28 protein-coding genes are annotated in these 22,713 nt (G+C 54.8%); 13 read left to right on the plus strand and 15 right to left on the minus strand.

All coding sequences use genetic code 11. The features are described from left to right. Positions 1-13: 13 nt before the first annotated feature. The 3 genes from HBA26_RS08585 to rplU all read right to left on the minus strand — a co-directional run bounded on the left by HBA26_RS08585 (position 14) and on the right by rplU (position 1,663). Complete coding sequence (locus HBA26_RS08585; protein ID WP_028014557.1) at positions 14-979, minus strand: DMT family transporter; 966 nt, start codon at positions 977-979, stop codon at positions 14-16. A 95-nt stretch (positions 980-1,074) separates the two neighbouring features. Continuing rightward, entirely contained in the window at positions 1,075-1,332 is a 258-nt protein-coding gene (rpmA, locus tag HBA26_RS08590; RefSeq protein WP_004385076.1) for a 50S ribosomal protein L27, read from the minus strand. Positions 1,333-1,351: 19 nt separating this feature from the next. Then, complete coding sequence (gene rplU / locus HBA26_RS08595) at positions 1,352-1,663, minus strand: 50S ribosomal protein L21 (RefSeq protein WP_003025032.1); 312 nt, start codon at positions 1,661-1,663, stop codon at positions 1,352-1,354. Between the two features lie 257 nt (positions 1,664-1,920). Between rplU and ispB the strand changes: the two genes are divergently transcribed. Beyond that, complete coding sequence (gene ispB, locus HBA26_RS08600; RefSeq protein ID WP_028014558.1) at positions 1,921-2,892, plus strand: octaprenyl diphosphate synthase; 972 nt, start codon at positions 1,921-1,923, stop codon at positions 2,890-2,892. A 230-nt stretch (positions 2,893-3,122) separates the two neighbouring features. After that, a complete protein-coding gene (gene sfsB, locus HBA26_RS08605; RefSeq protein ID WP_028014559.1) occupies positions 3,123-3,410 on the plus strand; it encodes a DNA-binding transcriptional regulator SfsB in 288 nt (95 codons plus the stop codon). A gap of 60 nt (positions 3,411-3,470) precedes the next feature. Here the strand turns inward: sfsB and murA are convergent, their stop codons facing one another. From murA to mlaF, 7 genes are all read right to left on the minus strand, one after another. After that, positions 3,471-4,730, minus strand: coding sequence for a UDP-N-acetylglucosamine 1-carboxyvinyltransferase (gene murA / locus HBA26_RS08610; RefSeq protein ID WP_028014560.1), 1,260 nt, complete (start codon positions 4,728-4,730; stop codon positions 3,471-3,473). Positions 4,731-4,780: 50 nt separating this feature from the next. Continuing rightward, entirely contained in the window at positions 4,781-5,035 is a 255-nt protein-coding gene (gene ibaG, locus HBA26_RS08615) for a BolA family iron metabolism protein IbaG (RefSeq protein ID WP_008501458.1), read from the minus strand. A 126-nt stretch (positions 5,036-5,161) separates the two neighbouring features. Continuing rightward, entirely contained in the window at positions 5,162-5,455 is a 294-nt protein-coding gene (mlaB, locus tag HBA26_RS08620) for a lipid asymmetry maintenance protein MlaB (RefSeq protein ID WP_126345802.1), read from the minus strand. Next, positions 5,455-6,090 carry a phospholipid-binding protein MlaC gene (gene mlaC, locus HBA26_RS08625; protein ID WP_028014562.1) on the minus strand — a complete coding sequence of 212 codons (636 nt, stop codon included), beginning with the start codon at positions 6,088-6,090 and terminating at the stop codon, positions 5,455-5,457. The genes mlaB and mlaC overlap by 1 nt, the downstream gene beginning before the upstream one ends. A gap of 17 nt (positions 6,091-6,107) precedes the next feature. Continuing rightward, positions 6,108-6,656, minus strand: a complete 549-nt coding sequence (gene mlaD / locus HBA26_RS08630) for an outer membrane lipid asymmetry maintenance protein MlaD (protein WP_041911946.1) — start codon at positions 6,654-6,656, stop codon at positions 6,108-6,110. Positions 6,657-6,660: 4 nt separating this feature from the next. Then, positions 6,661-7,443 (minus strand): lipid asymmetry maintenance ABC transporter permease subunit MlaE, encoded by a 783-nt coding sequence (gene mlaE / locus HBA26_RS08635; RefSeq protein ID WP_045630729.1) that lies wholly within the window; start codon positions 7,441-7,443, stop codon positions 6,661-6,663. Positions 7,444-7,450: 7 nt separating this feature from the next. After that, positions 7,451-8,263 (minus strand): phospholipid ABC transporter ATP-binding protein MlaF, encoded by an 813-nt coding sequence (gene mlaF, locus HBA26_RS08640; protein WP_028014565.1) that lies wholly within the window; start codon positions 8,261-8,263, stop codon positions 7,451-7,453. Positions 8,264-8,490: 227 nt separating this feature from the next. Between mlaF and HBA26_RS08645 the strand changes: the two genes are divergently transcribed. The 11 genes from HBA26_RS08645 (at position 8,491) to npr (ending at position 16,410) form a co-directional block, all read left to right on the plus strand. Further along, positions 8,491-9,468, plus strand: coding sequence for a calcium/sodium antiporter (locus HBA26_RS08645; RefSeq protein WP_028014566.1), 978 nt, complete (start codon positions 8,491-8,493; stop codon positions 9,466-9,468). 13 nt (positions 9,469-9,481) lie between these two features. Further along, the gene (gene kdsD / locus HBA26_RS08650) at positions 9,482-10,468 is read left to right on the plus strand and encodes an arabinose-5-phosphate isomerase KdsD (RefSeq protein ID WP_028014567.1); all 987 of its coding nucleotides are present in this window, start codon (positions 9,482-9,484) and stop codon (positions 10,466-10,468) included. 14 nt (positions 10,469-10,482) lie between these two features. Next, complete coding sequence (gene kdsC / locus HBA26_RS08655) at positions 10,483-11,049, plus strand: 3-deoxy-manno-octulosonate-8-phosphatase KdsC (protein ID WP_025756695.1); 567 nt, start codon at positions 10,483-10,485, stop codon at positions 11,047-11,049. Continuing rightward, positions 11,046-11,621 carry an LPS export ABC transporter periplasmic protein LptC gene (gene lptC, locus HBA26_RS08660; protein ID WP_028014568.1) on the plus strand — a complete coding sequence of 192 codons (576 nt, stop codon included), beginning with the start codon at positions 11,046-11,048 and terminating at the stop codon, positions 11,619-11,621. The genes kdsC and lptC overlap by 4 nt, the downstream gene beginning before the upstream one ends. Next, positions 11,590-12,144 (plus strand): lipopolysaccharide ABC transporter substrate-binding protein LptA, encoded by a 555-nt coding sequence (gene lptA, locus HBA26_RS08665; protein WP_028014569.1) that lies wholly within the window; start codon positions 11,590-11,592, stop codon positions 12,142-12,144. The genes lptC and lptA overlap by 32 nt, the downstream gene beginning before the upstream one ends. Before the next feature lie 6 nt (positions 12,145-12,150). Beyond that, positions 12,151-12,876, plus strand: a complete 726-nt coding sequence (gene lptB / locus HBA26_RS08670; protein ID WP_028014570.1) for an LPS export ABC transporter ATP-binding protein — start codon at positions 12,151-12,153, stop codon at positions 12,874-12,876. Between the two features lie 47 nt (positions 12,877-12,923). Then, positions 12,924-14,357, plus strand: coding sequence for an RNA polymerase factor sigma-54 (gene rpoN / locus HBA26_RS08675; RefSeq protein WP_028014571.1), 1,434 nt, complete (start codon positions 12,924-12,926; stop codon positions 14,355-14,357). Positions 14,358-14,379: 22 nt separating this feature from the next. After that, on the plus strand, positions 14,380-14,667 hold the full coding sequence (hpf, locus tag HBA26_RS08680) for a ribosome hibernation promoting factor (protein ID WP_014171818.1): 288 nt from the start codon (positions 14,380-14,382) through the stop codon (positions 14,665-14,667). 82 nt (positions 14,668-14,749) lie between these two features. Continuing rightward, a complete protein-coding gene (gene ptsN / locus HBA26_RS08685; protein WP_063862166.1) occupies positions 14,750-15,241 on the plus strand; it encodes a PTS IIA-like nitrogen regulatory protein PtsN in 492 nt (163 codons plus the stop codon). A 45-nt stretch (positions 15,242-15,286) separates the two neighbouring features. Further along, positions 15,287-16,141: an RNase adapter RapZ gene (gene rapZ / locus HBA26_RS08690; RefSeq protein WP_014885397.1), complete on the plus strand. Its 855-nt coding sequence runs from the start codon at positions 15,287-15,289 to the stop codon at positions 16,139-16,141. Continuing rightward, positions 16,138-16,410, plus strand: coding sequence for a PTS phosphocarrier protein NPr (gene npr / locus HBA26_RS08695; RefSeq protein ID WP_025756690.1), 273 nt, complete (start codon positions 16,138-16,140; stop codon positions 16,408-16,410). Before rapZ ends, npr begins: the two co-directional genes overlap by 4 nt. Before the next feature lie 38 nt (positions 16,411-16,448). Here npr and mtgA read toward each other — a convergent pair whose 3' ends face one another. The 5 genes from mtgA to lptF all read right to left on the minus strand — a co-directional run bounded on the left by mtgA (position 16,449) and on the right by lptF (position 22,708). Then, positions 16,449-17,174: a monofunctional biosynthetic peptidoglycan transglycosylase gene (gene mtgA / locus HBA26_RS08700; protein WP_126345800.1), complete on the minus strand. Its 726-nt coding sequence runs from the start codon at positions 17,172-17,174 to the stop codon at positions 16,449-16,451. Further along, positions 17,171-17,824, minus strand: a complete 654-nt coding sequence (elbB, locus tag HBA26_RS08705; RefSeq protein ID WP_126345799.1) for an isoprenoid biosynthesis glyoxalase ElbB — start codon at positions 17,822-17,824, stop codon at positions 17,171-17,173. The genes mtgA and elbB overlap by 4 nt, the downstream gene beginning before the upstream one ends. Before the next feature lie 232 nt (positions 17,825-18,056). Beyond that, the gene (arcB, locus tag HBA26_RS08710; RefSeq protein WP_063943737.1) at positions 18,057-20,390 is read right to left on the minus strand and encodes an aerobic respiration two-component sensor histidine kinase ArcB; all 2,334 of its coding nucleotides are present in this window, start codon (positions 20,388-20,390) and stop codon (positions 18,057-18,059) included. 135 nt (positions 20,391-20,525) lie between these two features. After that, positions 20,526-21,608: an LPS export ABC transporter permease LptG gene (gene lptG / locus HBA26_RS08715; protein WP_028014575.1), complete on the minus strand. Its 1,083-nt coding sequence runs from the start codon at positions 21,606-21,608 to the stop codon at positions 20,526-20,528. Beyond that, on the minus strand, positions 21,608-22,708 hold the full coding sequence (gene lptF / locus HBA26_RS08720; RefSeq protein ID WP_028014576.1) for an LPS export ABC transporter permease LptF: 1,101 nt from the start codon (positions 22,706-22,708) through the stop codon (positions 21,608-21,610). The genes lptG and lptF overlap by 1 nt, the downstream gene beginning before the upstream one ends. Between the last annotated feature and the right edge of the window lie 5 nt (positions 22,709-22,713).

Raw genomic sequence — 22,713 nt, forward strand, 5'->3', positions numbered from 1 at the left:
TACTCTCCGTAACTCATTCGCCTGAGCGGGGGACTACTACGACCGCTTCATTTTTGCGCCAACGTCCCCAAAGACGATGACCAATGGCGGAATACATCGCGCCCGCAACCACGACAAACGCACCGAGATAGCCCAACAGGTTGAGCATCGGTCTGACGAAGACATCGGGCCAGGCCATTGATAACAAATCTGAAAATAACAGCGTAAACAGCGGGGTAAGCGTGATCAATGCGCTCACCTGTGCTGCCTGCCAGCGCGCCATCGCTTCCGCCAGCGCGCCATAACCGACCAGCGTGTTAAGCCCACAAAAAATGAGGCACGCCAGTTGCCAGTCGCTCAGCTGGGTAATGACGCCCGGCTTCGCTAACGGCAATAATGCCACTGTACACAAAGTGTACAGCAAAAAAAGGATCTGCTGTGAGGCCAGGCGACGCAATAACACCTTTTGCGCGACGCCATAGCTCACCCAGACCGTTGCTGCACCCACGCCGAAGATCACGCCCCAGGTGTAGTCCGTAAGCCGGGTAAAAATCTCGATCAGGCTGGTGTTGAAGAACATCACCAGGCCGCATAGCAGCATGCTTGCCCCGATAATCTGCGTCCCGCGCATCTTCTCTTTGAGGATGAACACGCTCGCGACCATCATGCCCACAGGCGAAAGCTGACCAATCACCTGAGACGCCGTAGGGCTCAAATACTGCAGGGAAGAGCTGAACAGGATAAAGTTACCGAACAGACCGCCCGTCGCAATGGCCAGTAACACCAGCCATCGAGGTTTGCGGAAGAGCCGTAGCGGTGGAAGCTTGCCTTTAACTGCAAGGATGGTCCCGAGACCAATGCTTGCCATCAGAAAGCGATAAAAGACCACCGTAGGCGGCTCCATCACTTCCAGTACCTGCTTCATTGCAATTGGCAGCGCACCCCAGCACATTGCGGTCGTGAGCGCCAAAAGAATACCAATGCCGGCCTGCTGCTTCATGCCCGTTTTCCCTACAGAAAATTTTCCGGGTTTCCAATGTAAAAAGCCCCGCAACACGTTGCGGGGCTTTAATCCGTTACCGGACCGAGAAAACCTTACTCAGCAACGATGCTGATGTATTTACGGTTGTTCGGGCCTTTAACTTCAAATTTCACTTTACCGTCTGCTTTAGCAAACAGAGTGTGGTCACGACCGCAACCTACGTTGTTGCCAGCGTGGAATTTGGTACCACGTTGACGAACGATGATGCTACCCGCCAGAACGGATTCGCCACCGAAACGCTTAACGCCCAGGCGTTTAGCTTCTGAATCGCGACCGTTACGTGTGGAGCCGCCAGCCTTTTTATGTGCCATTTAAATCTCTCCTCAGGTCTTAGGCGCTGATGCCAGTAATTTTCACATCAGTGAACCACTGACGGTGGCCCTGCTGCTTACGGTAGTGTTTACGACGACGAAACTTAACGATTTTAACTTTCTCGCCACGACCGTGTGCAACAACTTCAGCTTTGATAACGCCACCATCAACGAAAGGAACGCCGATTTTGACTTCTTCACCGTTTGCGATCATCAGAACTTCTGCGAACTCAACAGATTCGCCAGTTGCGATGTCCAGCTTTTCCAGGCGAACGGTCTGACCTTCGCTTACTCGGTGTTGTTTACCACCACTTTGGAAAACCGCGTACATATAAACTCCGCTTCCGCGCACGTCCTCGTATGAATCAGAGTGCGCTATAAATATTCACAATAGGGCGCGAATATTACGCAAAACGCGAGCCTTTGACAAGTGCTACCGTCAATACATGAAGAAAAAAAACACAACACGTACGGTAACGTTTATCTGAGCCGTTTTTTCAGTACAATCAGCACTACTATTGATAAACCGAAACCCTTCGTTACCCCATTGAAGATGGGATCAACAGGATAAAAAGCCCGGCTTTTGCGATGAATTTAGAAAAAATCAACGAGTTAACCGCGCAAGATATGGCGGGTGTAAATGCAGCAATCCTGGAGCAACTCAACTCTGACGTTCAGCTGATCAATCAGTTGGGCTATTACATTGTCAGCGGCGGCGGTAAACGCATTCGCCCGATGATTGCCATTCTGGCTGCCAGAGCCGTTGGCTATCAGGGAAATGCCCATGTGACAATCGCCGCGCTGATCGAATTTATTCACACCGCGACGCTTCTGCATGACGATGTTGTGGATGAATCCGATATGCGTCGTGGCAAAGCCACGGCAAACGCTGCCTTCGGGAACGCCGCCAGCGTTCTGGTCGGGGACTTTATCTATACCCGCGCCTTCCAGATGATGACCAGCCTGGGCTCTCTGAAAGTGCTCGAGGTGATGTCCGAAGCCGTCAACGTCATCGCTGAAGGTGAAGTGCTGCAGCTGATGAACGTCAATGACCCCGATATCACCGAAGAAAACTACATGCGCGTTATCTACAGCAAAACAGCGCGCCTGTTTGAAGCGGCCGCCCAGTGTTCCGGCATCCTGGCTGGCTGTTCCGAGGCGCAGGAAAAAGGACTGCAGGATTATGGACGCTACCTGGGTACTGCCTTCCAGCTGATTGATGATTTGCTGGACTACAGCGCGGACGGCGAAACGCTCGGCAAAAACGTTGGCGATGACCTGAACGAAGGCAAACCGACCCTGCCGCTGCTTCACGCGATGCGTAACGGAACGGCCGACCAGGCGAAAATGATCCGTGAGGCGATCGAACAGGGAAATGGCCGCCATCTTCTGGAACCTGTACTGGAAACGATGGCCATCTGCGGCTCGCTGGAATGGACGCGTCAGCGTGCTGAAGAAGAGGCTGACAAAGCCATCGAAGCTCTCCAGGTTATTCCAGACAGCCCATGGCGCGATGCCCTGATTGGTCTTGCCCACATCGCTGTTCAACGCGACCGTTAATCTTGCCCCCACCTCCCCGTATCCATCGCGGGGAGGTTCAAAAACGCACCAGTAAATTCCACATTCATGTAAATGAATCGGGTTAAAGCCCGCATGAATAAAGCCATGTCTTATTCTGAATATCCCTTCAAGTAACGCGAACTTTTTAGAACAAGAAGTCGAAATGGGTATAGTAAGCCAGTCGTTTCAGAAGAAACGGCGTAGGTGAATCCGAACTTAAGGACAGCGTTATGGATACGAAATTTATCGACTGGCATACGGCAGATATCATTGCGGCACTGCGCAAAAGAGGTACGTCACTTGCAGCAGAGTCCCGCCGCCATGGTCTGAGTTCTTCCACCCTGGCCAACGCCCTGACCCGCCCCTGGCCAAAGGGAGAATTGATTATCGCGACGGCGCTGGAAACGCACCCGTGGGTGATCTGGCCTTCACGTTATCACGATCCTGTTACTCATGAATTTATCGACAGAACGCGCATGATGCGCCAGAGAAAAGCAAAAACAGAACCGCAGGGATAACGGTTTTTTGACAGGAATAGCAACCCCCCGGTCATTTCTGGCAGGGGGCTGCCGGAACGATTACTCGCCCTTCACACGCTCGATATTGGCACCCAGCGCGCGCAGTTTGTCTTCAATACGTTCATAGCCACGATCGATGTGATAAATACGATCCACCACCGTTGTGCCTTCCGCGATACAGCCCGCCAGCACCAGGCTTGCAGACGCACGCAGATCCGTTGCCATTACCTGAGCACCGGACAGTTTCTCAACGCCATGGCAAATCACGGTATTACTTTCGATCTCAGCATGTGCACCCATACGGATCAGTTCCGGTACGTGCATAAAACGGTTTTCGAAAATCGTCTCGGTAATCACACCGGTTCCTTCGGCAACCAGGTTCAGCAGAGTGAACTGTGCCTGCATATCGGTCGGGAATGCCGGATGCGGAGCCGTACGCACGGTCACCGCTTTAGGACGCTTGCCGTGCATGTCGAGGCTGATCCAGTCTTCACCAGTTTCAACATCGGCACCCGCTTCACGCAGCTTCGCCAAAACGGCATCCAGAGTGTCTGGCTGTGCATTACGGCAGACAATCTTACCGCCAGAGATCGCCGCAGCCACCAGGAAGGTGCCGGTTTCGATACGGTCCGGCAGAACGCGATACACACCACCGCCCAGACGCTCAACGCCTTCAATGGTGATGCGGTCAGTACCCTGGCCAGAAATCTTCGCGCCCAGCGCCACGAGGAAATTGGCGGTATCCACGATCTCCGGTTCGCGCGCGGCGTTTTCGATGATGGTGGTACCTTCTGCCAGCGTTGCCGCAGACATGATGGTGACGGTAGCGCCTACGCTCACTTTGTCCATGACAATGTGCGCGCCTTTCAGACGACCGTTGACGGAGGCCTTAACGTAACCCTCTTCCAGCTTGATCTCTGCACCCAGTTTCTCCAGGCCAAAGATATGCAGGTCAACCGGACGCGCGCCGATGGCGCAACCGCCCGGCAGCGAAACCTGACCCTGACCGAAACGTGCCACCAGCGGGCCAAGCGCCCAGATAGATGCACGCATGGTTTTCACCAGATCGTAAGGCGCAGAGAAGTTGTTCACGTTGCTGGCGTCGATCCAGACGGAACCGTTGCGCTCAACTTTAGTGCCCAACTGGGTGAGCAACTTCATGGTCGTGTCGATATCTTTCAGCTTCGGTACGTTCTGAATTTCTACCGGCTCTTCCGCGAGCAGCGCAGCAAAGAGGATTGGCAGCGCGGCGTTCTTCGCGCCAGAAATTGTGACTTCGCCCTGGAGACGCGTTGGCCCCTGTACACGAAATTTATCCATTGTGTGCTCTCTTATAAATTCAACCGTGCTGCGGGCCTGTCGCCCTCAGCTCAAAAACCGTTTAGTTTGCGATCGCGTGCCCACTCTTGCGGGGTGAACGCTTTAATCGACAGGGCGTGGATGCGGTTATCCGCAATATATTCCATCAGCGGCGCGTACACAGCCTGCTGCTTCTTCACACGGCTCATACCGTCGAACATCTCACCCACAGCAATAACCTGGAAGTGACTGCCATCGCCAGTGACGTGGGCTTCCTGAAGGGAGAGTGCATTCATCAGCACTGTCTGGATTTCATGATTTTCCATGGGCTCTTAATCATCTGATAGTGAAAACAAGCCCAACATCTTAGAGCAAAGTGGCGTCGTCTTAAACAAGCAAAAAGCCCCGACGATGAAACTGTCAGGGCTTTCGGAAGTAACGCACTGAAAATATTAACGAGGCAGTACGTCCTGAGGCAGATTGTAGAGTTGCGCAAGGGTAACGACATTATCGCTCGCGCCATGAAGCATGACGCTTGTTCCCTGCTTTTTGCCCACGGCAACCAGATGGGCGAGCAGCGCAACGCCTGCCGTATCCACCCGCGTGACGTCGGTTAAGTCGATAAGCATCACGCCCTGCATCGCTTCCTGGCGTTTATCCCACAGTGGGTTCAGCAGATCCTGGTCCAGCTCACCGGACAGCCTTAACGTCTCACCTTCACGCGACCAGCGGAGTTGCTGCGACATTACTTCTTCTCGTCCAGGGTAATTTTCTGACGAGCAATGGACTGCAGCTGTGCGGTCAGGCCATCAATGCCCTTGGTGCGCAGCAGGTCGCTCCACTCGTTTTGTTTAGTGGTGATCATGCTCACCCCTTCGGCGATCATGTCATACGCCTGCCAGTGGCCGGTCTGGCTGTTTTTACGCCACTGGAAATCCAGGCGCACCGGCGGACGGCCGTTAGGATCGATGATCGTTACGCGAATAGGCACGATGGTCGCATCACCCAGCGGCTGCTCCGGGGCGATCTGATAGGTCTGACCGTGGTACATCGCCAGCGCCTGACCATACGCCTGCTTCAGGTATTCACGGAATGCGGCAAAATAGGCCTCACGCTGCGCCGGGGTGGCGTCTTTGTAATAGCGGCCCAGCACCAGCGCTCCCGCATATTTGATCTGCACATACGGCAGCAGTTCCTGGTCAACCACGTCACGCAGATAGTCAGGATTCGCGCGAATTTTTGGCTGTTCGTTTTTGAGACGGTCGAAGGTTTTCTTCGCAGCTTCGTCCATCAGTTTGTACGGGTTGCTCTGATCCGCAGCATGTGCCGCAGTGAGAGGGGCAATGACCAGCATGGCAACCATTAACAGTCGTTTAAACATGAATGACTTCTCCTGAATTAATTCGCAGCACCAGGGGTCGGCGCAACGTTGGTATGGTCTTCACTCTGCGCAGGGGCATCGTCAGACTTTTTATCATCCCCTTTACTGTTGTAAAGGAACTGACCAATCATGTCCTCCAGCACCATCGCGGACTTCGTATCCTGGATAACGCTACCGTCTTTAAGGATAGTCGTTCCCAGCTCGGGATCTTCAAAGCCGACGTTAAGTGCCAGATATTGTTCACCCAGCAGGCCGGAAGTACGGATAGAAAGGGAGCTGGTGTCCGGAATGTGGTTGTAACGTTCTTCGATATCCATCGCGACGCGCGGCAGATACGTTTTCTCATCGAGCGTAATGTCAGATACGCGGCCGATCACCACGCCGCCAATGCGGACCGGTGAACGCGCCTTCAGCCCGCCGATGTTATCGAACGTGGCATAGATGCGATACGTCGGCTCGGTGCGCACAGACGTAATATCTGCCGCTCTCAGGCAGATAAACAGCGCCGCCAGCAGCGCCAGCAGCAGGAAAACGCCGACCCAAATTTCATTTTTTCTCGTTTGCATGAACTCAATTCCCAAACATCAGTGCGGTGAGCACAAAATCCAGGCCCAGTACGGCCAGCGACGAGTGTACGACAGTACGTGTAGTTGCACGGCTAATGCCCGCCGACGTCGGGATAGCATCGTAACCATTGAACAATGCAATCCAGGTGACCGTAATGGCAAACACCACGCTTTTAATCAGGCAGTTAACCAGATCCATTCGCAGGTCGATGGCGTCCTGCATCGCGGACCAGAAGAAGCCGGCATCGATGCCTTTCCAGTTGACCCCAACCAGCGAACCGCCCCAGATCCCCACGGCGACAAACAGAATAGTCAGTAGCGGGAGCGAGATCACCCCCGCCCAGAAACGCGGCGAGATCACGCGACGCAGCGGATCGACCGCCATCATCTCCATGCTGGAGAGCTGCTCGGTCGCACGCATCAGGCCAATCTCAGCCGTTAATGCCGACCCAGCGCGTCCGGCAAACAGCAGTGCCGCCACAACCGGACCCAATTCGCGCAGCAGCGAAAGCGCCACCAGCATTCCGAGGCTGGTTTCCGCACTGTAGGTTGTCAGAACAAGGTAGCCCTGCAGCCCCAGCACCATGCCGATAAACAGACCGGAAACAATAATGATGAGCATCGACAGCACGCCGACATTATAAAGCTGACGCACCAGCAGAGGGGCGTGCTTGCTAAACTCCGGCTTGCCGACCAGCGCGTTGAATAACATCAATCCGGCACGCCCGAACGTCCTGATGGTTTTTATGCCACGGTGTCCGAGAGCGGCCAACGCATTTAACAGCATGAGTGGCTTAACTCCCTATTCCCAGTAAATCGTCACGATAATCGCCCGCCGGGTAGCGGAACGGTACGGGTCCGTCAGCAATACCGTCGAGGAACTGCCGCACGCGTGGATCGCAATTTTCCTGCAGCGCCTGGGCGCTGCCGTGTGCAACGATCTTTTTGTCCGCCACGATATAGGCGTAATCGGCAATGCTCAACACTTCCGGTACATCGTGAGACACCACGATACAGGTGACGCCGAGCGCGCTGTTCAGTTCAGAGATGAGCTTTACCAGCACGCCCATCGTGATGGGATCCTGCCCGACGAACGGTTCGTCGAACATGATTAAATCGGGCTCTAATGCAATGGCTCGCGCCAGCGCGGCGCGGCGCGCCATCCCGCCGGACAGCTCCGAAGGCATTAGCTTCGCGGCTCCCCGCAACCCCACAGCTTCAAGCTTCATCATCACCGTGCTTTTCAGCAGCTCAGGCGGCAGGCTGGTATGCTCGCGCAGCGGATAGGCCACGTTATCAAAGACGTTCATGTCGGTGAACAACGCCCCCGACTGAAAGAGCATACTCATACGTTTGCGGACAGTATACAGGCGCGAGCGCGACATCTCCGGGACGTTTTCGCCATCGAAGAGGATTTCACCGCTATCCGGTGGGATCTGACCACCAATAAGGCGCAGGAGGGTCGTTTTACCGATCCCGGACGGCCCCATGATGGCGGTGATTTTGCCACGCGGTACGGTCAACGAAATATCATCGAATATCAGTCGATTGCCGCGAGAAAAACTCACACCGCGGACATCGACGATATTCGCCATCGTTTGGCTCATTTATAGTTCCTTTCTTACCCTGCTCACGTTAAGACGTGCAGCCTGAATCAGCCCTTAACCCCGCATTTTTACAGAATATTAGCCGTTGAGGTTAGCGAAAGCTGGCATTTGTTTTACTTTTCCGGCGCATAAAGTCAAAATTAGGAATTCGTTACGCCTCAGACCGTATGCAGTCCAGCCATTCCCGCGCGATGGACCGACAAGTATACCTGAAGAAAGGACTTTTGATGCTTTTAGCAACAGCACTGTTAATCATTGGTTTACTGTTAGTGGTCTACAGTGCTGACCGTTTAGTCTTTGCTGCATCTATCCTGTGTCGCCTGACGGGTGTACCGCCTGTAGTCATCGGGATGACCGTGGTCAGCGTTGGCACGTCACTTCCTGAAATCATCGTCTCCGTCTCGGCGTCGCTGCATGGTCAGTTAGACCTGGCAATTGGCACCGCGATTGGCTCTAACATCGTCAATATATTACTGATTTTAGGCCTTGCGGCACTGCTCCATCCATTTCGCGTGCATTCTGATGTTCTGCGCCGTGAATTGCCGCTAATGTTAGTCGTAAGCCTGCTGGCAGGGTGCGTATTTTATGATGGCGTATTGAGCTATAGCGACGGCATTTTCCTGCTGGCGTTGGCCGTCATCTGGTTACTGTATAGTGTTAAAATTGCCCGCCAGGCGGAAAAACAGGGTCAGGATAGCCTGACGCGTGAACAGGTTGCCGAACTCCCGCGGGAAGGCACGCTGCCGGTCGCCCTCCTCTGGCTTGGCGTTGCGCTGATCATCATGCCGATGGCAACGCGCATGGTCGTGGATAACGCGACGGTACTGGCGAACTATTTCGCCATGAGCGAACTGACGATTGGCCTGACGGTTATTGCTATCGGCACCAGCCTGCCGGAGCTGGCCACCGCCATTGCGGGGGCACGTAAAGGGGAAGATGACATCGCCATTGGTAATATCATCGGCTCCAACATATTTAATATCGCGATTGTCATGGGCCTGCCGGCTCTGATTACGCCGGGGCCGTTTAATCCTCTGGCGTTTTCACGCGATTACGGGGTGATGTTGCTGGTCAGCGTGATATTTGCCCTGCTCTGCTGGCGGCGGCAACGCCAGATCGGCAAAGGCGCAGGCGCGCTGCTGACGGGTGGATTTATCGTATGGATGGCGATGCTGTACTGGCTCTCGCCTCTTCTCTCTGGGTAAACGGAAACGCATTATGTCGCAAATAGAATTGCAGCCGGGTTTTGACTTTCAGAAAGCAGGCAAAGAGGTTCTGGAGATTGAACGTGAAGGTCTGGCGCAGTTAGATCAGTACATTAATCAGGATTTTAGTCTGGCATGTGAGAAGATATTCTACTGTGCCGGGAAAGTCGTGGTGATGGGGATGGGCAAGTCCGGCCACATTGGGCGCAAAATGGCGGCAACGTTTGCCAGCACCGGAACCTCGTCCTTCTTTGTACACCCGGGGGAAGCCGCGCACGGCGACCTGGGGATGGTCACGCCGCAGGATGTCGTTATCGCGCTGTCCAACTCCGGTGAGTCCAATGAAATTCTGGCATTGATCCCCGTACTGAAGCGTCTGCAGGTGCCGCTGATTTGCATGACCAGCCGTCCGGAAAGTAGCATGGCGCGTGCAGCCGATATTCATCTGTGCGTTAAAGTACCGAAAGAGGCCTGCCCGCTCGGCCTGGCGCCAACGTCCAGCACCACCGCCGCGCTGGTCATGGGCGATGCGCTTGCCGTCGCGCTGCTTGAAGCCCGCGGTTTTACGCCGGAAGATTTCGCGCTCTCCCATCCGGGCGGCGCGCTGGGGCGCAAGCTGCTGCTGCGGGTAAACGATATTATGCACACCGGGGATGAGATCCCTCACGTCAGCAAAGAAGCCTCCCTGCGTGATGCGCTGCTGGAAATCACCCGTAAGAATCTGGGTATGACGGTCGTGTGCGACGATCTGATGAAAATTCAGGGGATCTTCACCGATGGCGACCTGCGTCGCGTGTTCGACATGGGTGTAGATGTCCGCACGCTCGGCATTGCCGATGTGATGACGCCCGGCGGCATTCGCGTGCGTCCGGGAACGCTGGCCGTGGATGTGCTGAACCTGATGCAGTCCCGCCATATCACCTCCGTTATGGTTGCCGATGGCGACCAGTTGCTGGGTGTGGTACATATGCATGATCTGCTGCGCGCTGGCGTAGTGTAATAAAGGATAAGACAATGAGTAATGCGGGTGCATCCCTTGCAACCTGTTATGGTCCGGTCAGTACCCAGATGATGGCAAAGGCGGAAAATATTCGTCTGCTCATTCTGGATGTGGATGGCGTACTTTCCGATGGCCTGATTTACATGGGCAATAATGGTGAAGAGCTGAAAGCGTTTAACGTTCGCGACGGCTACGGTATCCGCTGTGCGCTCACCTCGGGTATTGAGGTTGCTATCATCACCGGACGAAAAGCTAAACTGGTAGAAGACCGCTGTGAAACCTTAGGCATTACCCATCTTTACCAGGGTCAATCCGATAAGATGGCAGCGTTCAATGATTTACTGGGTAAACTGGCTATCGCACCGGAAAACGTGGCCTACGTCGGGGACGACCTGATTGACTGGCCGGTGATGGCTGAAGTCGGTCTCAGCATCGCGGTTGCTGATGCTCATCCGCTGTTGATCCCGCGCGCTGACTACGTTACCCACATCAACGGTGGCCGGGGTGCCGTCCGTGAAGTCTGCGATCTGCTTCTGCTGGCGCAGGGCAAGCTTGATGAAGCCAAAGGGCAATCGATATGAGTAAAACCAGACGTTGGGTTATCATTCTGCTTTCGCTTGTCGCACTGGTATTGATTGGCGTGAACCTTGCCGATCGCGACGATACGCAAACGGAAGTCGTCAACAATAACGATCCAACCTATAAAAGCGATCACAGCGACACCGTGGTCTATAGCCCGGAAGGAGCGCTGAATTATCGCCTGATTGCCCAGCACGTTGAATACTTTTCCGATGACGGCGTTTCGTGGTTTACCCAACCTGTCATGACCACTTTCGATAAAGACAAAGTGCCGACGTGGTCAATTAAGTCAGATCGGGCCAAACTGACAAATGACCGTATGCTTTATCTGTATGGCCACGTTGAAGTCAACGCCCTGACCGCTGACTCGCAACTGCGAAAAATTACGACGGATAATGCCCAGATCAACCTGGTAACCCAGGACGTGACGTCGCAGGATCTGGTCACACTGTATGGCACAACATTTAATTCCAGCGGTTTAAGAATGCGCGGGAACTTACGCAGCAAGAACGCCGAGCTGATTGAAAAGGTTAGAACCTCCTATGAAATTCAAAACAAACAAACTCAGCCTTAAAGTAATTATCGCCAGCGCGATGCTGGCGGCCAGTCTCCCCGCGCTTGCTGTAACGGGCGATACCGACCAGCCGATCCATATCGAGTCCGACACCCAGTCTCTCGATATGCAGGGTAACGTCGTCACCTTCACGGGTAACGTCGTCATGACTCAGGGGACCATCAAAATTAACGCCGATAAAGTGGTCGTTACACGTCCGGGCGGCGAGCAGGGCAAAGAGATCATTGATGGTTACGGCAACCCGGCCACCTTCTACCAGATGCAGGACAACGGCAAGCCGGTGAAGGGCCACGCCTCGCATATGCACTATGAGCTGGCGAAGGACCTGGTCATCCTGACCGGAAACGCGTATCTGGAACAGCTGGACAGCAATATTACCGGTGACCAGATTACCTATCTGGTGAAAGAGCAAAAAATGCAGGCCTCCAGCGAGAAAGGCAAACGCGTAACCACTGTGCTGGTTCCGTCGCAGCTGCAGGACAAAGGCAAGGGCCAGGCCCCGGCACAGAAGAAGAGTAACTAATTCGCTATGGCAACATTAACTGCAAAAAATCTCGCGAAGGCCTATAAGGGCCGCCGTGTCGTAGAAGATGTCAGTCTGACCGTCAACTCCGGCGAAATTGTGGGCCTGCTTGGCCCGAACGGTGCGGGTAAAACCACCACCTTCTACATGGTGGTGGGTATTGTGCCGCGCGATGCCGGCAACATTATTATTGACGATGAAGATATCAGCCTGCTGCCGCTGCACGCCCGCGCGCGCCGTGGCATCGGCTATCTGCCGCAGGAAGCCTCTATTTTCCGTCGTCTGAGCGTCTTTGATAACCTGATGGCGGTCCTGCAAATTCGCGACGACCTGACCAACGAACAGCGTCAGGATCGCGCCAACGAGCTGATGGAAGAGTTTCACATCGAACATCTGCGCGACAGCCTGGGCCAGGCCTTGTCCGGGGGGGAACGCCGTCGTGTTGAGATTGCGCGCGCGCTGGCCGCCAATCCGAAGTTTATCCTTCTGGATGAACCGTTTGCGGGCGTTGACCCGATCTCCGTTATCGACATTAAACGCATTATCGAGCATCTGCGTGACAGCGGACTTGGCGTGCTGATCACAGACCACAACGTTCGTGAAACGCTGGCGGTATGTGAACGCGCGTATATCGTGAGCCAGGGCAATCTGATCGCTCACGGTACGCCGCAGCAGATCCTCGAAGACGATCATGTTAAGCGCGTCTATCTTGGGGAAGACTTCAGACTCTGATAGGGTAGAGGTAACGTAACGCCGAACCGGAGAAAAATGCTCTGAACATGAAGCAAGGTTTGCAATTAAGGCTCAGCCAACAGCTGGCGATGACGCCGCAGTTACAGCAGGCAATTCGTCTGTTGCAACTGTCCACCTTAGAACTCCAGCAGGAGCTCCAGCAGGCGCTGGACAGCAATCCCCTGCTGGAGCAAGCCGATCTTCATGACGAGGTAGATACCCAGCAGTCACAGGACACAGAAGCGCTCGACACCGCGGATGCACTCGAACAAAAAGAGATGCCGGACGAGCTTCCGCTGGATGCCAGCTGGGATGAAATCTATACCGCCGGGACCCCTTCCGGCACGCGTGCAGACTACCAGGACGACGAGCTACCGGTCTACCAGGGCGAAACCACCCAGTCGCTGCAGGATTACCTGATGTGGCAGGTAGAGCTTACCCCCTTCTCCGATACCGACCGCGCTATTGCCACGTCGATTGTCGACGCCGTTGATGACACCGGTTATTTGACCGTCACGCTGGACGACATTCTGGAAAGCATGGGCGATGAAGAGATTGAGATTGAGGAGATTGAAGCGGTACTGAAACGCATTCAGCGCTTCGATCCGGTCGGGGTGGCCGCTAAAGACCTGCGCGACTGTCTGCTGATCCAGCTTTCTCAGTTCAGCAAAGAGACGCCGTGGCTCGACGAGGCACGCTTAATCATCAGCGATCATCTGGATCTTCTGGCTAACCACGATTTCCGCACCCTGATGCGCGTGACGCGCCTGAAGGAAGAGGTGCTGAAAGAGGCGGTAAATCTGATCCAGTCCCTCGATCCGCGTCCCGGTCAGTCGATCCAGACCAGCGAACCCGAGTACGTTATCCCGGACGTGCTGGTCAGAAAACACAATGACCGCTGGGTCGTTGAACTGAACTCTGACAGCATCCCTCGCCTGCAAATCAACCAGCAGTACGCCTCCATGTGTACCAGCGCGCGCAACGACTCCGACAATCAATATATTCGCAGCAATCTTCAGGAAGCGCGATGGTTGATCAAGAGCCTGGAGAGCCGGAATGATACCCTGCTTCGCGTGAGCCGCTGCATCGTCGAACAGCAGCAGGCCTTCTTTGAGCAGGGCGAAGAGTATATGAAGCCGATGGTGCTGGCGGATATCGCCCAGGCCGTCGAGATGCATGAATCCACTATTTCCCGCGTTACTACGCAGAAGTATCTGCACAGTCCGCGCGGTATTTTTGAGCTTAAGTATTTCTTCTCCAGCCACGTGAACACCGAGGGTGGCGGCGAAGCCTCCTCAACGGCGATTCGCGCCCTGGTGAAGAAGTTGATCGCCGCGGAGAACCCCGCGAAGCCACTAAGTGACAGTAAGTTGACCACCATGCTGTCCGATCAGGGTATTATGGTGGCACGTCGTACTGTTGCGAAGTATCGAGAGTCTTTATCCATTCCGCCGTCTAACCAGCGTAAACAGCTGGTCTGACACAACCGATAAGGAAGACACTATGCAGCTCAATATCACAGGACATAACGTCGAGATTACTGAGGCTTTACGTGACTTCGTGAACGCTAAGTTCGCGAAACTCGAGCAGTATTTCGAAAGGATCAATCAGGTCTACGTTGTGTTAAAAGTGGAGAAAGTGACTCATATCTCGGATGCAACCCTGCATGTTAACGGGGGTGAACTCCATGCCAGTGCGGAAGGGCAAGACATGTACGCGGCTATCGACGGCTTGATTGACAAGCTTGCGCGACAGCTCAATAAACATAAAGATAAACTGAAACAACACTAATTGTCCGGGCAGTTAACGGGTGCAGGACGGCCTGTTGTGAAACACAACGGGCCATTTGTACAGTTAGCGCTTAGGTGAAATTATGATGAACAACGATTCCGCTCTTCAACTGAGCAATGTCCTTAACCAGGAATGTACCCGCAGTGCCGTTCACTGCCAGAGCAAAAAACGTGCGCTGGAGATCATCAGTGAATTGGCTGCAAAACAGCTGGGCCTGCCGCCGCAGGTGGTGTTCGAAGCCATTCTGACCCGTGAAAAGATGGGCAGTACCGGTATCGGCAACGGCATCGCGATCCCGCACGGCAAGCTGGAAGAGGACACCCTGCGTGCCGTCGGTGTGTTTGTGCAGCTGGAAACGCCAATCGCTTTTGACGCCATTGATAACCAGCCCGTCGATCTCCTCTTCGCGCTGTTGGTGCCTGCCGACCAGACCAAGACCCACCTGCATACGCTTTCGCTGGTTGCTAAACGTCTGGCGGATAAAACCATCTGCCGTCGACTGCGCTCAGCCCAAAGTGATGAAGAGCTTTATCAAATTATCACTGAAGCAGAAGGCAATCAGGATGACGTATAACCAGGTGATGGCCTTCACATCTGTTGTCCTGAGGAGAAACGGAACATGGTGCTGATGATTGTCAGCGGTCGTTCAGGGTCGGGGAAATCCGTTGCTCTGCGCGCGCTGGAAGACATGGGTTTTTACTGCGTCGATAACCTGCCGGTCGTGTTATTGCCCGATCTGGCACGCACGTTAGCGGAGAGACAAACCTCCGCCGCCGTCAGTATCGACGTTCGTAACATGCCGGAATCGCCAGAGATCTTCGAACAGGCAATGAGTAACCTGCCTGACGCGTTCTCGCCTCAGCTGCTGTTCCTTGACGCCGACCGCAATACCCTGATCCGCCGCTACAGCGACACCCGTCGTCTGCATCCGCTTTCCAGCAAGAATCTCTCGCTGGAGAGCGCCATCGACGAAGAGAGCGATCTGCTTGAGCCGCTGCGCTCTCGTGCCGATCTGATTGTCGACACCTCAGAGATGTCCGTTCACGAGCTGGCGGAAATGCTGCGAACCCGGCTGCTGGGCAAACGCGAGCGCGAGCTGACGATGGTGTTCGAATCCTTCGGCTTTAAGCACGGTATTCCGATTGATGCGGACTATGTTTTCGACGTGCGCTTCCTGCCGAACCCGCACTGGGATCCTAAACTGCGTCCAATGACCGGTCTGGATAAGCCCGTGGCGGCGTTCCTCGACCGACACACAGAAGTTCACAATTTTATCTACCAGACGCGAAGCTACCTTGAGCTATGGTTACCTATGCTGGAGACAAACAATCGTAGCTACCTGACAGTGGCGATTGGCTGTACCGGCGGTAAACATCGTTCGGTCTACATCGCCGAACAGCTGGCCGACTATTTCCGCTCGCGCGGTAAGAACGTTCAGTCCCGTCATCGCACGCTGGAAAAACGTAAAACATGACCGTAAAACAAACCGTTGAGATCACCAATAAGCTGGGCATGCATGCACGCCCGGCGATGAAGCTGTTTGAGCTGATGCAGGGTTTCGATGCAGAAGTGCTGCTGCGTAATGACGAAGGCACCGAAGCGGAAGCCAACAGCGTGATTGCGCTGCTGATGCTGGACTCCGCCAAAGGGCGTCAGATTGAGGTTGAAGCCACCGGTCCTCAGGAAGAGGAAGCTCTGGCAGCGGTAGTTGCGCTGTTTAACGCCGGGTTCGACGAAGATTAGGCCTGCTATTCTGGCGGGTGGCGCTGCGCTTACCCGCCCTACATTAACGCATTTCTCTCCATAAACCCTTCCCCACCCAGCTGGCGCATCTGGCGCATGATCCACGCCTGACGGCTTCGCACGTACCCTGACGGGGCGCTGGCCTTGAAGCGGACAGGATTAGGCAGAACAGCCGCGAGCAGCGCCGCCTCCGACATGCTCAGCCTGCTGGCAGGTTTATTAAAATAGCGTTGTGATGCAGCTTCGACACCAAATACCCCGTCGCCGAACTCGGCGATATTAAGGTAAACGGTCAGAATACGCTTTTTGCTCCAGACCGTTTCCATTCCCAGGGTCAGGCCCGCTTCCAGCCCTTTTCGCACCCAGCTTCGGCCATCCCACAGGAACAGGTTTTTAGCCGTCTGCTGCGACAGCGTTGACGCACCGCGCACGCGATTTTCGTGACGTTCGTTATGGGCCAGCGCCTTTTCGATCGCGGCCACATCGAACCCCCAGTGCTCCGGGAATTTTTGATCTTCCGCCGCGATAACCGCCAGCCCCATGAACGGAGAAATTTCATCCATGCTCACCCAGTCAGAATGGGCAACATAGCCGAAATCACCGGAGAACCACGCGCTAAGCTGGCGCTCAACCATGACCGCTGAAAACGGTACCGGCAAAATGCTGAACACGGCCAGGCCGCCCCCCCAGAACACCGACAGGACGAGAACGATGCGTAAAAGAAGGCGTTTCACCCACGCGCCTGCGGAAAGCTGACGCCTCATTCCGTCAGCACCAGCACCCGGGCGACCAGCTTTTCAATGCCCACGGCGGCTTCCGCAATATTCTTCGCCAGCATATACGCGGGCGTGGTGACAACTTTGTTGTCTTCATCCACCACAATGTCATCGACCGGGCACGGAACGTGTTCGCCCCCCATATCCTCGACGACCTCTGCGGTATCAATATCGGTTCCGATCGTCAGCCGTAACGGAAAATCGAAAATATTTGGCAGCATGGCTGGTGCAATACAGATAAAGCCCAGCGGCTTGCCCGCGGCATGCATCGCCAGCGTCAGCGCTTTTAGATCAGGGTCCACCGTGCATGCGGCACCTTCGGCAGCAAAGGTGCTGAGATTTTTCGCGGCGCCGAAGCCGCCCGGCACAATGAGCGCATCCAGTTCAGCGGCATCTGCCTTCGCCAGCGGATGAATCTCTCCCCGGGCAATACGCGCGGCTTCAATCAGCACGTTACGCGTTTCGGCCATCGGCTCGCCGGTCAGATGGTTAATCACATCCGACTGATTTTTGTCGGGTGCAAAACAGATAACCTCTACTCCCTGTTTCGTCAGGGCCAGCAGCGTGATTACGGCTTCATGTATTTCTGAACCATCAAAAACACCGCATCCGCTCAGGACAACACCAATTTTTTTCATCTTGACGATCCTTCTTTGCAACTCGCTGAAGCACATTAATAATTTTGATTAAAACGCTATGCTTCACACATTTCACTGATTCATGTAACAAACCATTTAAGATTTGCTATCTTATCTGCGTGCGGCCTAAATTTTTACGGCGGCGCCCATTAGAAAATTACTTTAAAAAACAGGCGCAGCCACGATTTCCCTGGTGTTGGCGCAGTATTCGCGCACCCCGGTCTAGCCGGGGTCATTTTTTTCTGGCATCCACCCAGGCTTTAAGCACCGCAACATCGTTCTGCCACTCTTGTTTCATCTCTTCAACCCAATCACCAACGTTATCTTCCCAAGCTGGTAAATCAGGCGACTGAATCTGTTGACCCAGCTGCTGCAGGTGGCGTAACCCGACCGAGCCGGCTGCGCCTTTGATTTTATGCCCTTCTTCCACGATGCCCTTCTGGTCACGCGCCGTCAGGTTTGACTCCAGCACGCTCAGATAACCCGGCATCATTTTTTCAAACACCGCCAGGCCGTCGGTAATCAGTTTCGGGCCAACCAGATCGATATACTGCTCCAGCATCGCGGTATCGAGTATCGTTTGGGCTTTTGCGCTATCAACAGACGTCATGGTGCTCTCCTCTTCATCGTGGGTATCCCAGAACTTCTTGATCATGGCGGTCAGAGCAGGCACCGCCAGAGGCTTGCTGAGTACATCGTCCATACCGGCGTCGAGATACTCTTTTTTATCTTTCAGCACGTTCGCCGTCAGCGCCACCAGCGGCGGCAGTTCATCAGCCGTGTACTGACGCGTCAGTTCACGCGAGATATCCAGCCCGGTCATATCCGGCAACTGGATATCCAGCAGAACGAGGTCATATTCACCCGGTGTAAACATCTCCAGCGCGGCTTTACCGGTCATCGCGACATCCACGCTGTTGCCCAGTTTTTCCAGCACCGAGCGCGCTACAATCACGTTAAGCTCAATATCCTCCACCAACAGGACGTGCAGCGCAGGCAGCGGCATATCGTCATTTTCAAAGGTATCCTCTACCTCTTCCGCCACCGCCGGCGCATGCACCGTCAGCGTGAAGGTTGACCCTTTGCCCGCCTGGCTGGCAACGGTGATGTCACCGCCCATGCTCTTCGCCAGCCGCTTAGACACCGCCAGGCCGATTCCGGTACCAGTGGCCGGTTTTCCACCGTTGCTGTCCTTCACCTGGTAGTACATCGCGAAAATCTTGTCCTGCTCCTCCTGCGGAATACCAATCCCGGAGTCCTCCACCTCGAAGTGCAGCATGTCGCCGTCGTCATAGCGAATACGCACCGCCACCTGCCCCTTCTGGGTAAATTTCACCGCGTTGCTGATGAGGTTCCACAGGATCTGACGCAGCCGCGTGCCGTCGGTAATCACTTTATGCGGCAGCGGCAGGGTGGGATCCATGACAAAATTCAGCCCCTTCTGCTGGGCCTGCAGACCAGACAAGTTTTCCAGGTCGGCAAGGAAGCTGGTGAAATCAACCGGCTGGTTATCAAGCTGAACCTTTCGGCGCTCCATCTTATCCATGTCAATAATATCGTTGAAGATATTACCCAGCGTGACCGCCGAGACATGAATCGTTTTGAGGTATTTCTCCTGCTCTGCGGTCAGGTCGGTGTCCAGCAGAATACGGCTCAGCCCCACAATGCCGTTAAGCGGCGTACGAAGCTCATGGCTGATGGTGGAGATGAAGGTGGTTTTGTCGCGGCTGGCGCGCTCCAGCGCATCCTGATAGCGCTTACGCTCGGTAATATCACGGCCGAAGCCCATCAGGCCGTGGCGCTTCCCGACGCGGTCATAGTACGGCACCTTACGGATCTCAAAGCAGGCTTTGCGCCCGTCCGGGTAATCCAGCCACTGTTCGTAGGTCAGCGAGACGTTATGGCGGAACACTTTTTCGTCCGTCTCCATGACCTTGGCGGCCGCCTCTTCGGAGTAAACGTCCTGCGGCTTGAGGTGAATCAGCTGCTTCTCGCTTTTCCCGGTCAGGAGCTCCATCGCCCGGTTACAGCCTGAAAATTCTTTATCTTCGTTACGGTAGAATACCAGATCCGGCGAAGCGTCCAGGAACGAACGCAGGAAGGAGGATTGCTGCTCAAGCTGGATCTGCGTCACCTCTCGCTCTTTCATTTCGATTTTCAGCTGTTCCAGCGTGGCCTGACGCTCTGCCTCCGCCTTCTCACGATCTGAAATTTCCTGATTCAACTGAGCAATGTTGTCTTTAAGCTGAACGTTGAGCTTCAGGTCGCGCTCGCGCATCTCCTCCAGCTTATCGACCAGTTTTGATAAGCGCTGACGGGACTCCTCCAGCTGTTCGACCACCACGGAAAGAAAATAGACCGCCCAGGGGGTAATGAGCAGGCCGAAGAAGATAGAGCGGATAACGTCGATACTCTCGACCTGACCATGCAGAACCATCGTAACGGCCATCTGCACGACAATCGCCAGAACGACCAGCGCCAGCGCCAGCAGCATGGAGAAACGCACCAGCCCAAGCTTCATCATCAGGTCGACGTAGTACTGGGCTAGCATTCGAATTTGCTTCATAGAGGATCCCTTCACGACTTTATCGCTCAATAATACTCAAATTCGAGGCGGGACGTTGAAGGTTGTGAGAAAAAGTGCGGGGTGAAACAGGAGATTAGCCTCGCCTCCGGTTCACCGGAAGCGAGGAGAGGTCAATCAGGAGCGTTTCAGCAGCAGCCAGAGGCTGATCAGGAAGAAGCTGGCGCTCGGCAGCAGCGCACCGATAATCGGCGGGATGCCATAAACCAGCGTCAGCGGACCGAAGATCTGATCGAGTACATAGAAGACAAAGCCGAAGCTAATACCGGTCACGACGCGCACGCCCATCGGCACGCTACGCAGCGGGCCGAAGATAAACGACAGCGCCATCAGCATCATCACCGCCACGGACATCGGCTGGAAGATTTTGCTCCACATGTTGAGCTGATAGCGTCCGGCATCCTGCCCGCTCGACTTCAGGTACTTCACATAGTTGTGCAAGCCGCTGATAGAGAGCGCGTCAGGATCCAGCGCAACAACCCCGAGCTTATCCGGCGTGAGGTTGGTCTTCCAGGTGCCGGTCACCGTCTGTGACCCGGTAATCTGTTTTGGATCGGTCAGGTCAGATTCATCAACCTGCGACAAACGCCACTGCTTATGTTCAGCGTCAAACTTCGCGGAAGAGGCGTGTCGGACAGACTCCAGACGGCGCTGGTCGTTGAACGCGTAGATGCTCACCCCGCCCAGTTCATCATTACCCTTTACCCGTTCGATGTAGACGAAGTTTTTCCCGTCTTTCGCCCATAAACCTTGCTGAGTCGAGAGCAGTGAACCACCGTACATTGCCTGAGCACGATAGTTACGCGCCATCTGCTCGCCCTGCGGTGCCACCCACTCGCCAATCGCCATGGTCAACAGGACCAGCGGGATTGCGGTTTTCATTACCGACAGCGCAACCTGCATACGGGTAAAGCCTGAGGCCTGCATCACCACCAGCTCGCTGCGCTGAGCCAGCATCCCCAGCCCCAGCAGCGCGCCCAGCAGGGCCGCCATCGGGAAGAAGATCTGCACATCTTTTGGCACGCTGAGCAGGGTGTACATCCCCGCACCCATCGCGTCATAGCTGCCCTGCCCGGCTTTTTTCAGCTGATCGACAAATTTGATAATGCCGGAGAGCGACACCAGCATGAACAACGTCATCATGATGGTGGTGAAAATGGTTTTACCGATATAGCGATCAAGAACGCCAAACGCCTGCATTAGATGGCTCCTTTACGCGAGAATCGGGCACGTATGCGGCGCACAGGCACCGTATCCCACAGGTTTAATCCCAGCGCCAGTAAGATGTACAGGCTGTTAACGAACCACGTCCAGACCATCGGATCCAGCTTACCCTTCGCGCCGTTAGAGCGAATCGAGGTTTGCAGCAGGAAGTAGATCAGGTAAAGCAGCATCGCTGGCAGCATAGAGAGCACGCGGCCCTGGCGCGGGTTCACCACGCTCAGCGGCACGACAATCAGTGCCATCATAAACACGGTGAATACGAGCGTAATACGCCAGTGGAACTCAGCCCGCGCTCTGTCGGTATCGGTATTCCACAGCGTGCGCATATCCATTTGCTCGGTATCCGTCGGATCGAGCGCCACCGCCTGATGACCAATAATGGCCTGATAGTTCTGGAAATCCGTAATACGGAAGTCACGCAGCATCGCGGTGCCTTCGAATCGGGTGCCTTTATTCAGCGTGACGACCTGAGAACCGTCTTTGCGCTGAGAAAGCTGTCCAGAATCGGCAACCACCACTGACGGACGCGCGTTACCTTTAGGACGCAGCTGCGCCAGGAATACATCGTTGAATTTACTGCCGTCAACGCTCTCAATAAACAGCACGGAGTTTCCGTCAGTTGCCTGCTGGAACTGCCCCTGCGCGAGCGCCGCCATGCCGGGGTTTGCTTTCGCCTCGGCCAGCACTTCGTCCTGATGACGGGAAGACATAGGGCCCGCCCACATCACATTCACCGCCGCAACAATGCCCGTGAACAGCGCCAGTATCATCGCCGCTTTCACCAGTACGGCTTTACTCAGGCCGCAGGCATGCATCACCGTAATTTCACTCTCGGTGTACAGCTTACCGAGGGTCATGAGCAGGCCGAGGAATAGACTCAGCGGCAGAATAAGCTGCGCCATTTCCGGGATCCCCAGCCCAAGCAGGGAAAGCACCAGATTCGTTGGAATTTCGCCGTCAACGGCCGCACCGAGGATCTTAACCAGCTTCTGACAGAAAAAAATCAGCAGCAGGATGAAGAGGATCGCCAGTTGGCTTTTGAGCGTCTCCCGCACCAGATATCTTATGATTATCACTTTAA

Origin of the sequence: Enterobacter sp. 725m/11 (assembly GCF_011683705.1) — a bacterium.
Classification (GTDB): domain Bacteria; phylum Pseudomonadota; class Gammaproteobacteria; order Enterobacterales; family Enterobacteriaceae; genus Enterobacter; species Enterobacter bugandensis.

Coding starts and splice junctions, on each gene's coding strand:
- HBA26_RS08585 (WP_028014557.1), bottom strand. CDS start 979: ATGAAGCAGCAGGCCGGCATTGGTATTCTTTTGGCGCTCACGACCGCA.
- rpoN (WP_028014571.1), top strand. CDS start 12,924: ATGAAGCAAGGTTTGCAATTAAGGCTCAGCCAACAGCTGGCGATGACG.
- murA (WP_028014560.1), bottom strand. CDS start 4,730: ATGGATAAATTTCGTGTACAGGGGCCAACGCGTCTCCAGGGCGAAGTC.
- rapZ (WP_014885397.1), top strand. CDS start 15,287: ATGGTGCTGATGATTGTCAGCGGTCGTTCAGGGTCGGGGAAATCCGTT.
- arcB (WP_063943737.1), bottom strand. CDS start 20,390: ATGAAGCAAATTCGAATGCTAGCCCAGTACTACGTCGACCTGATGATG.
- lptG (WP_028014575.1), bottom strand. CDS start 21,608: ATGCAGGCGTTTGGCGTTCTTGATCGCTATATCGGTAAAACCATTTTC.
- hpf (WP_014171818.1), top strand. CDS start 14,380: ATGCAGCTCAATATCACAGGACATAACGTCGAGATTACTGAGGCTTTA.
- ptsN (WP_063862166.1), top strand. CDS start 14,750: ATGATGAACAACGATTCCGCTCTTCAACTGAGCAATGTCCTTAACCAG.
- kdsC (WP_025756695.1), top strand. CDS start 10,483: ATGAGTAATGCGGGTGCATCCCTTGCAACCTGTTATGGTCCGGTCAGT.
- rplU (WP_003025032.1), bottom strand. CDS start 1,663: ATGTACGCGGTTTTCCAAAGTGGTGGTAAACAACACCGAGTAAGCGAA.
- mlaC (WP_028014562.1), bottom strand. CDS start 6,090: ATGTTTAAACGACTGTTAATGGTTGCCATGCTGGTCATTGCCCCTCTC.
- mtgA (WP_126345800.1), bottom strand. CDS start 17,174: ATGAGGCGTCAGCTTTCCGCAGGCGCGTGGGTGAAACGCCTTCTTTTA.
- ibaG (WP_008501458.1), bottom strand. CDS start 5,035: ATGGAAAATCATGAAATCCAGACAGTGCTGATGAATGCACTCTCCCTT.
- elbB (WP_126345799.1), bottom strand. CDS start 17,824: ATGAAAAAAATTGGTGTTGTCCTGAGCGGATGCGGTGTTTTTGATGGT.
- lptA (WP_028014569.1), top strand. CDS start 11,590: ATGAAATTCAAAACAAACAAACTCAGCCTTAAAGTAATTATCGCCAGC.
- sfsB (WP_028014559.1), top strand. CDS start 3,123: ATGGATACGAAATTTATCGACTGGCATACGGCAGATATCATTGCGGCA.
- HBA26_RS08645 (WP_028014566.1), top strand. CDS start 8,491: ATGCTTTTAGCAACAGCACTGTTAATCATTGGTTTACTGTTAGTGGTC.
- mlaB (WP_126345802.1), bottom strand. CDS start 5,455: ATGTCGCAGCAACTCCGCTGGTCGCGTGAAGGTGAGACGTTAAGGCTG.
- lptB (WP_028014570.1), top strand. CDS start 12,151: ATGGCAACATTAACTGCAAAAAATCTCGCGAAGGCCTATAAGGGCCGC.
- mlaD (WP_041911946.1), bottom strand. CDS start 6,656: ATGCAAACGAGAAAAAATGAAATTTGGGTCGGCGTTTTCCTGCTGCTG.
- ispB (WP_028014558.1), top strand. CDS start 1,921: ATGAATTTAGAAAAAATCAACGAGTTAACCGCGCAAGATATGGCGGGT.
- mlaE (WP_045630729.1), bottom strand. CDS start 7,443: ATGCTGTTAAATGCGTTGGCCGCTCTCGGACACCGTGGCATAAAAACC.
- mlaF (WP_028014565.1), bottom strand. CDS start 8,263: ATGAGCCAAACGATGGCGAATATCGTCGATGTCCGCGGTGTGAGTTTT.
- kdsD (WP_028014567.1), top strand. CDS start 9,482: ATGTCGCAAATAGAATTGCAGCCGGGTTTTGACTTTCAGAAAGCAGGC.
- rpmA (WP_004385076.1), bottom strand. CDS start 1,332: ATGGCACATAAAAAGGCTGGCGGCTCCACACGTAACGGTCGCGATTCA.
- npr (WP_025756690.1), top strand. CDS start 16,138: ATGACCGTAAAACAAACCGTTGAGATCACCAATAAGCTGGGCATGCAT.
- lptC (WP_028014568.1), top strand. CDS start 11,046: ATGAGTAAAACCAGACGTTGGGTTATCATTCTGCTTTCGCTTGTCGCA.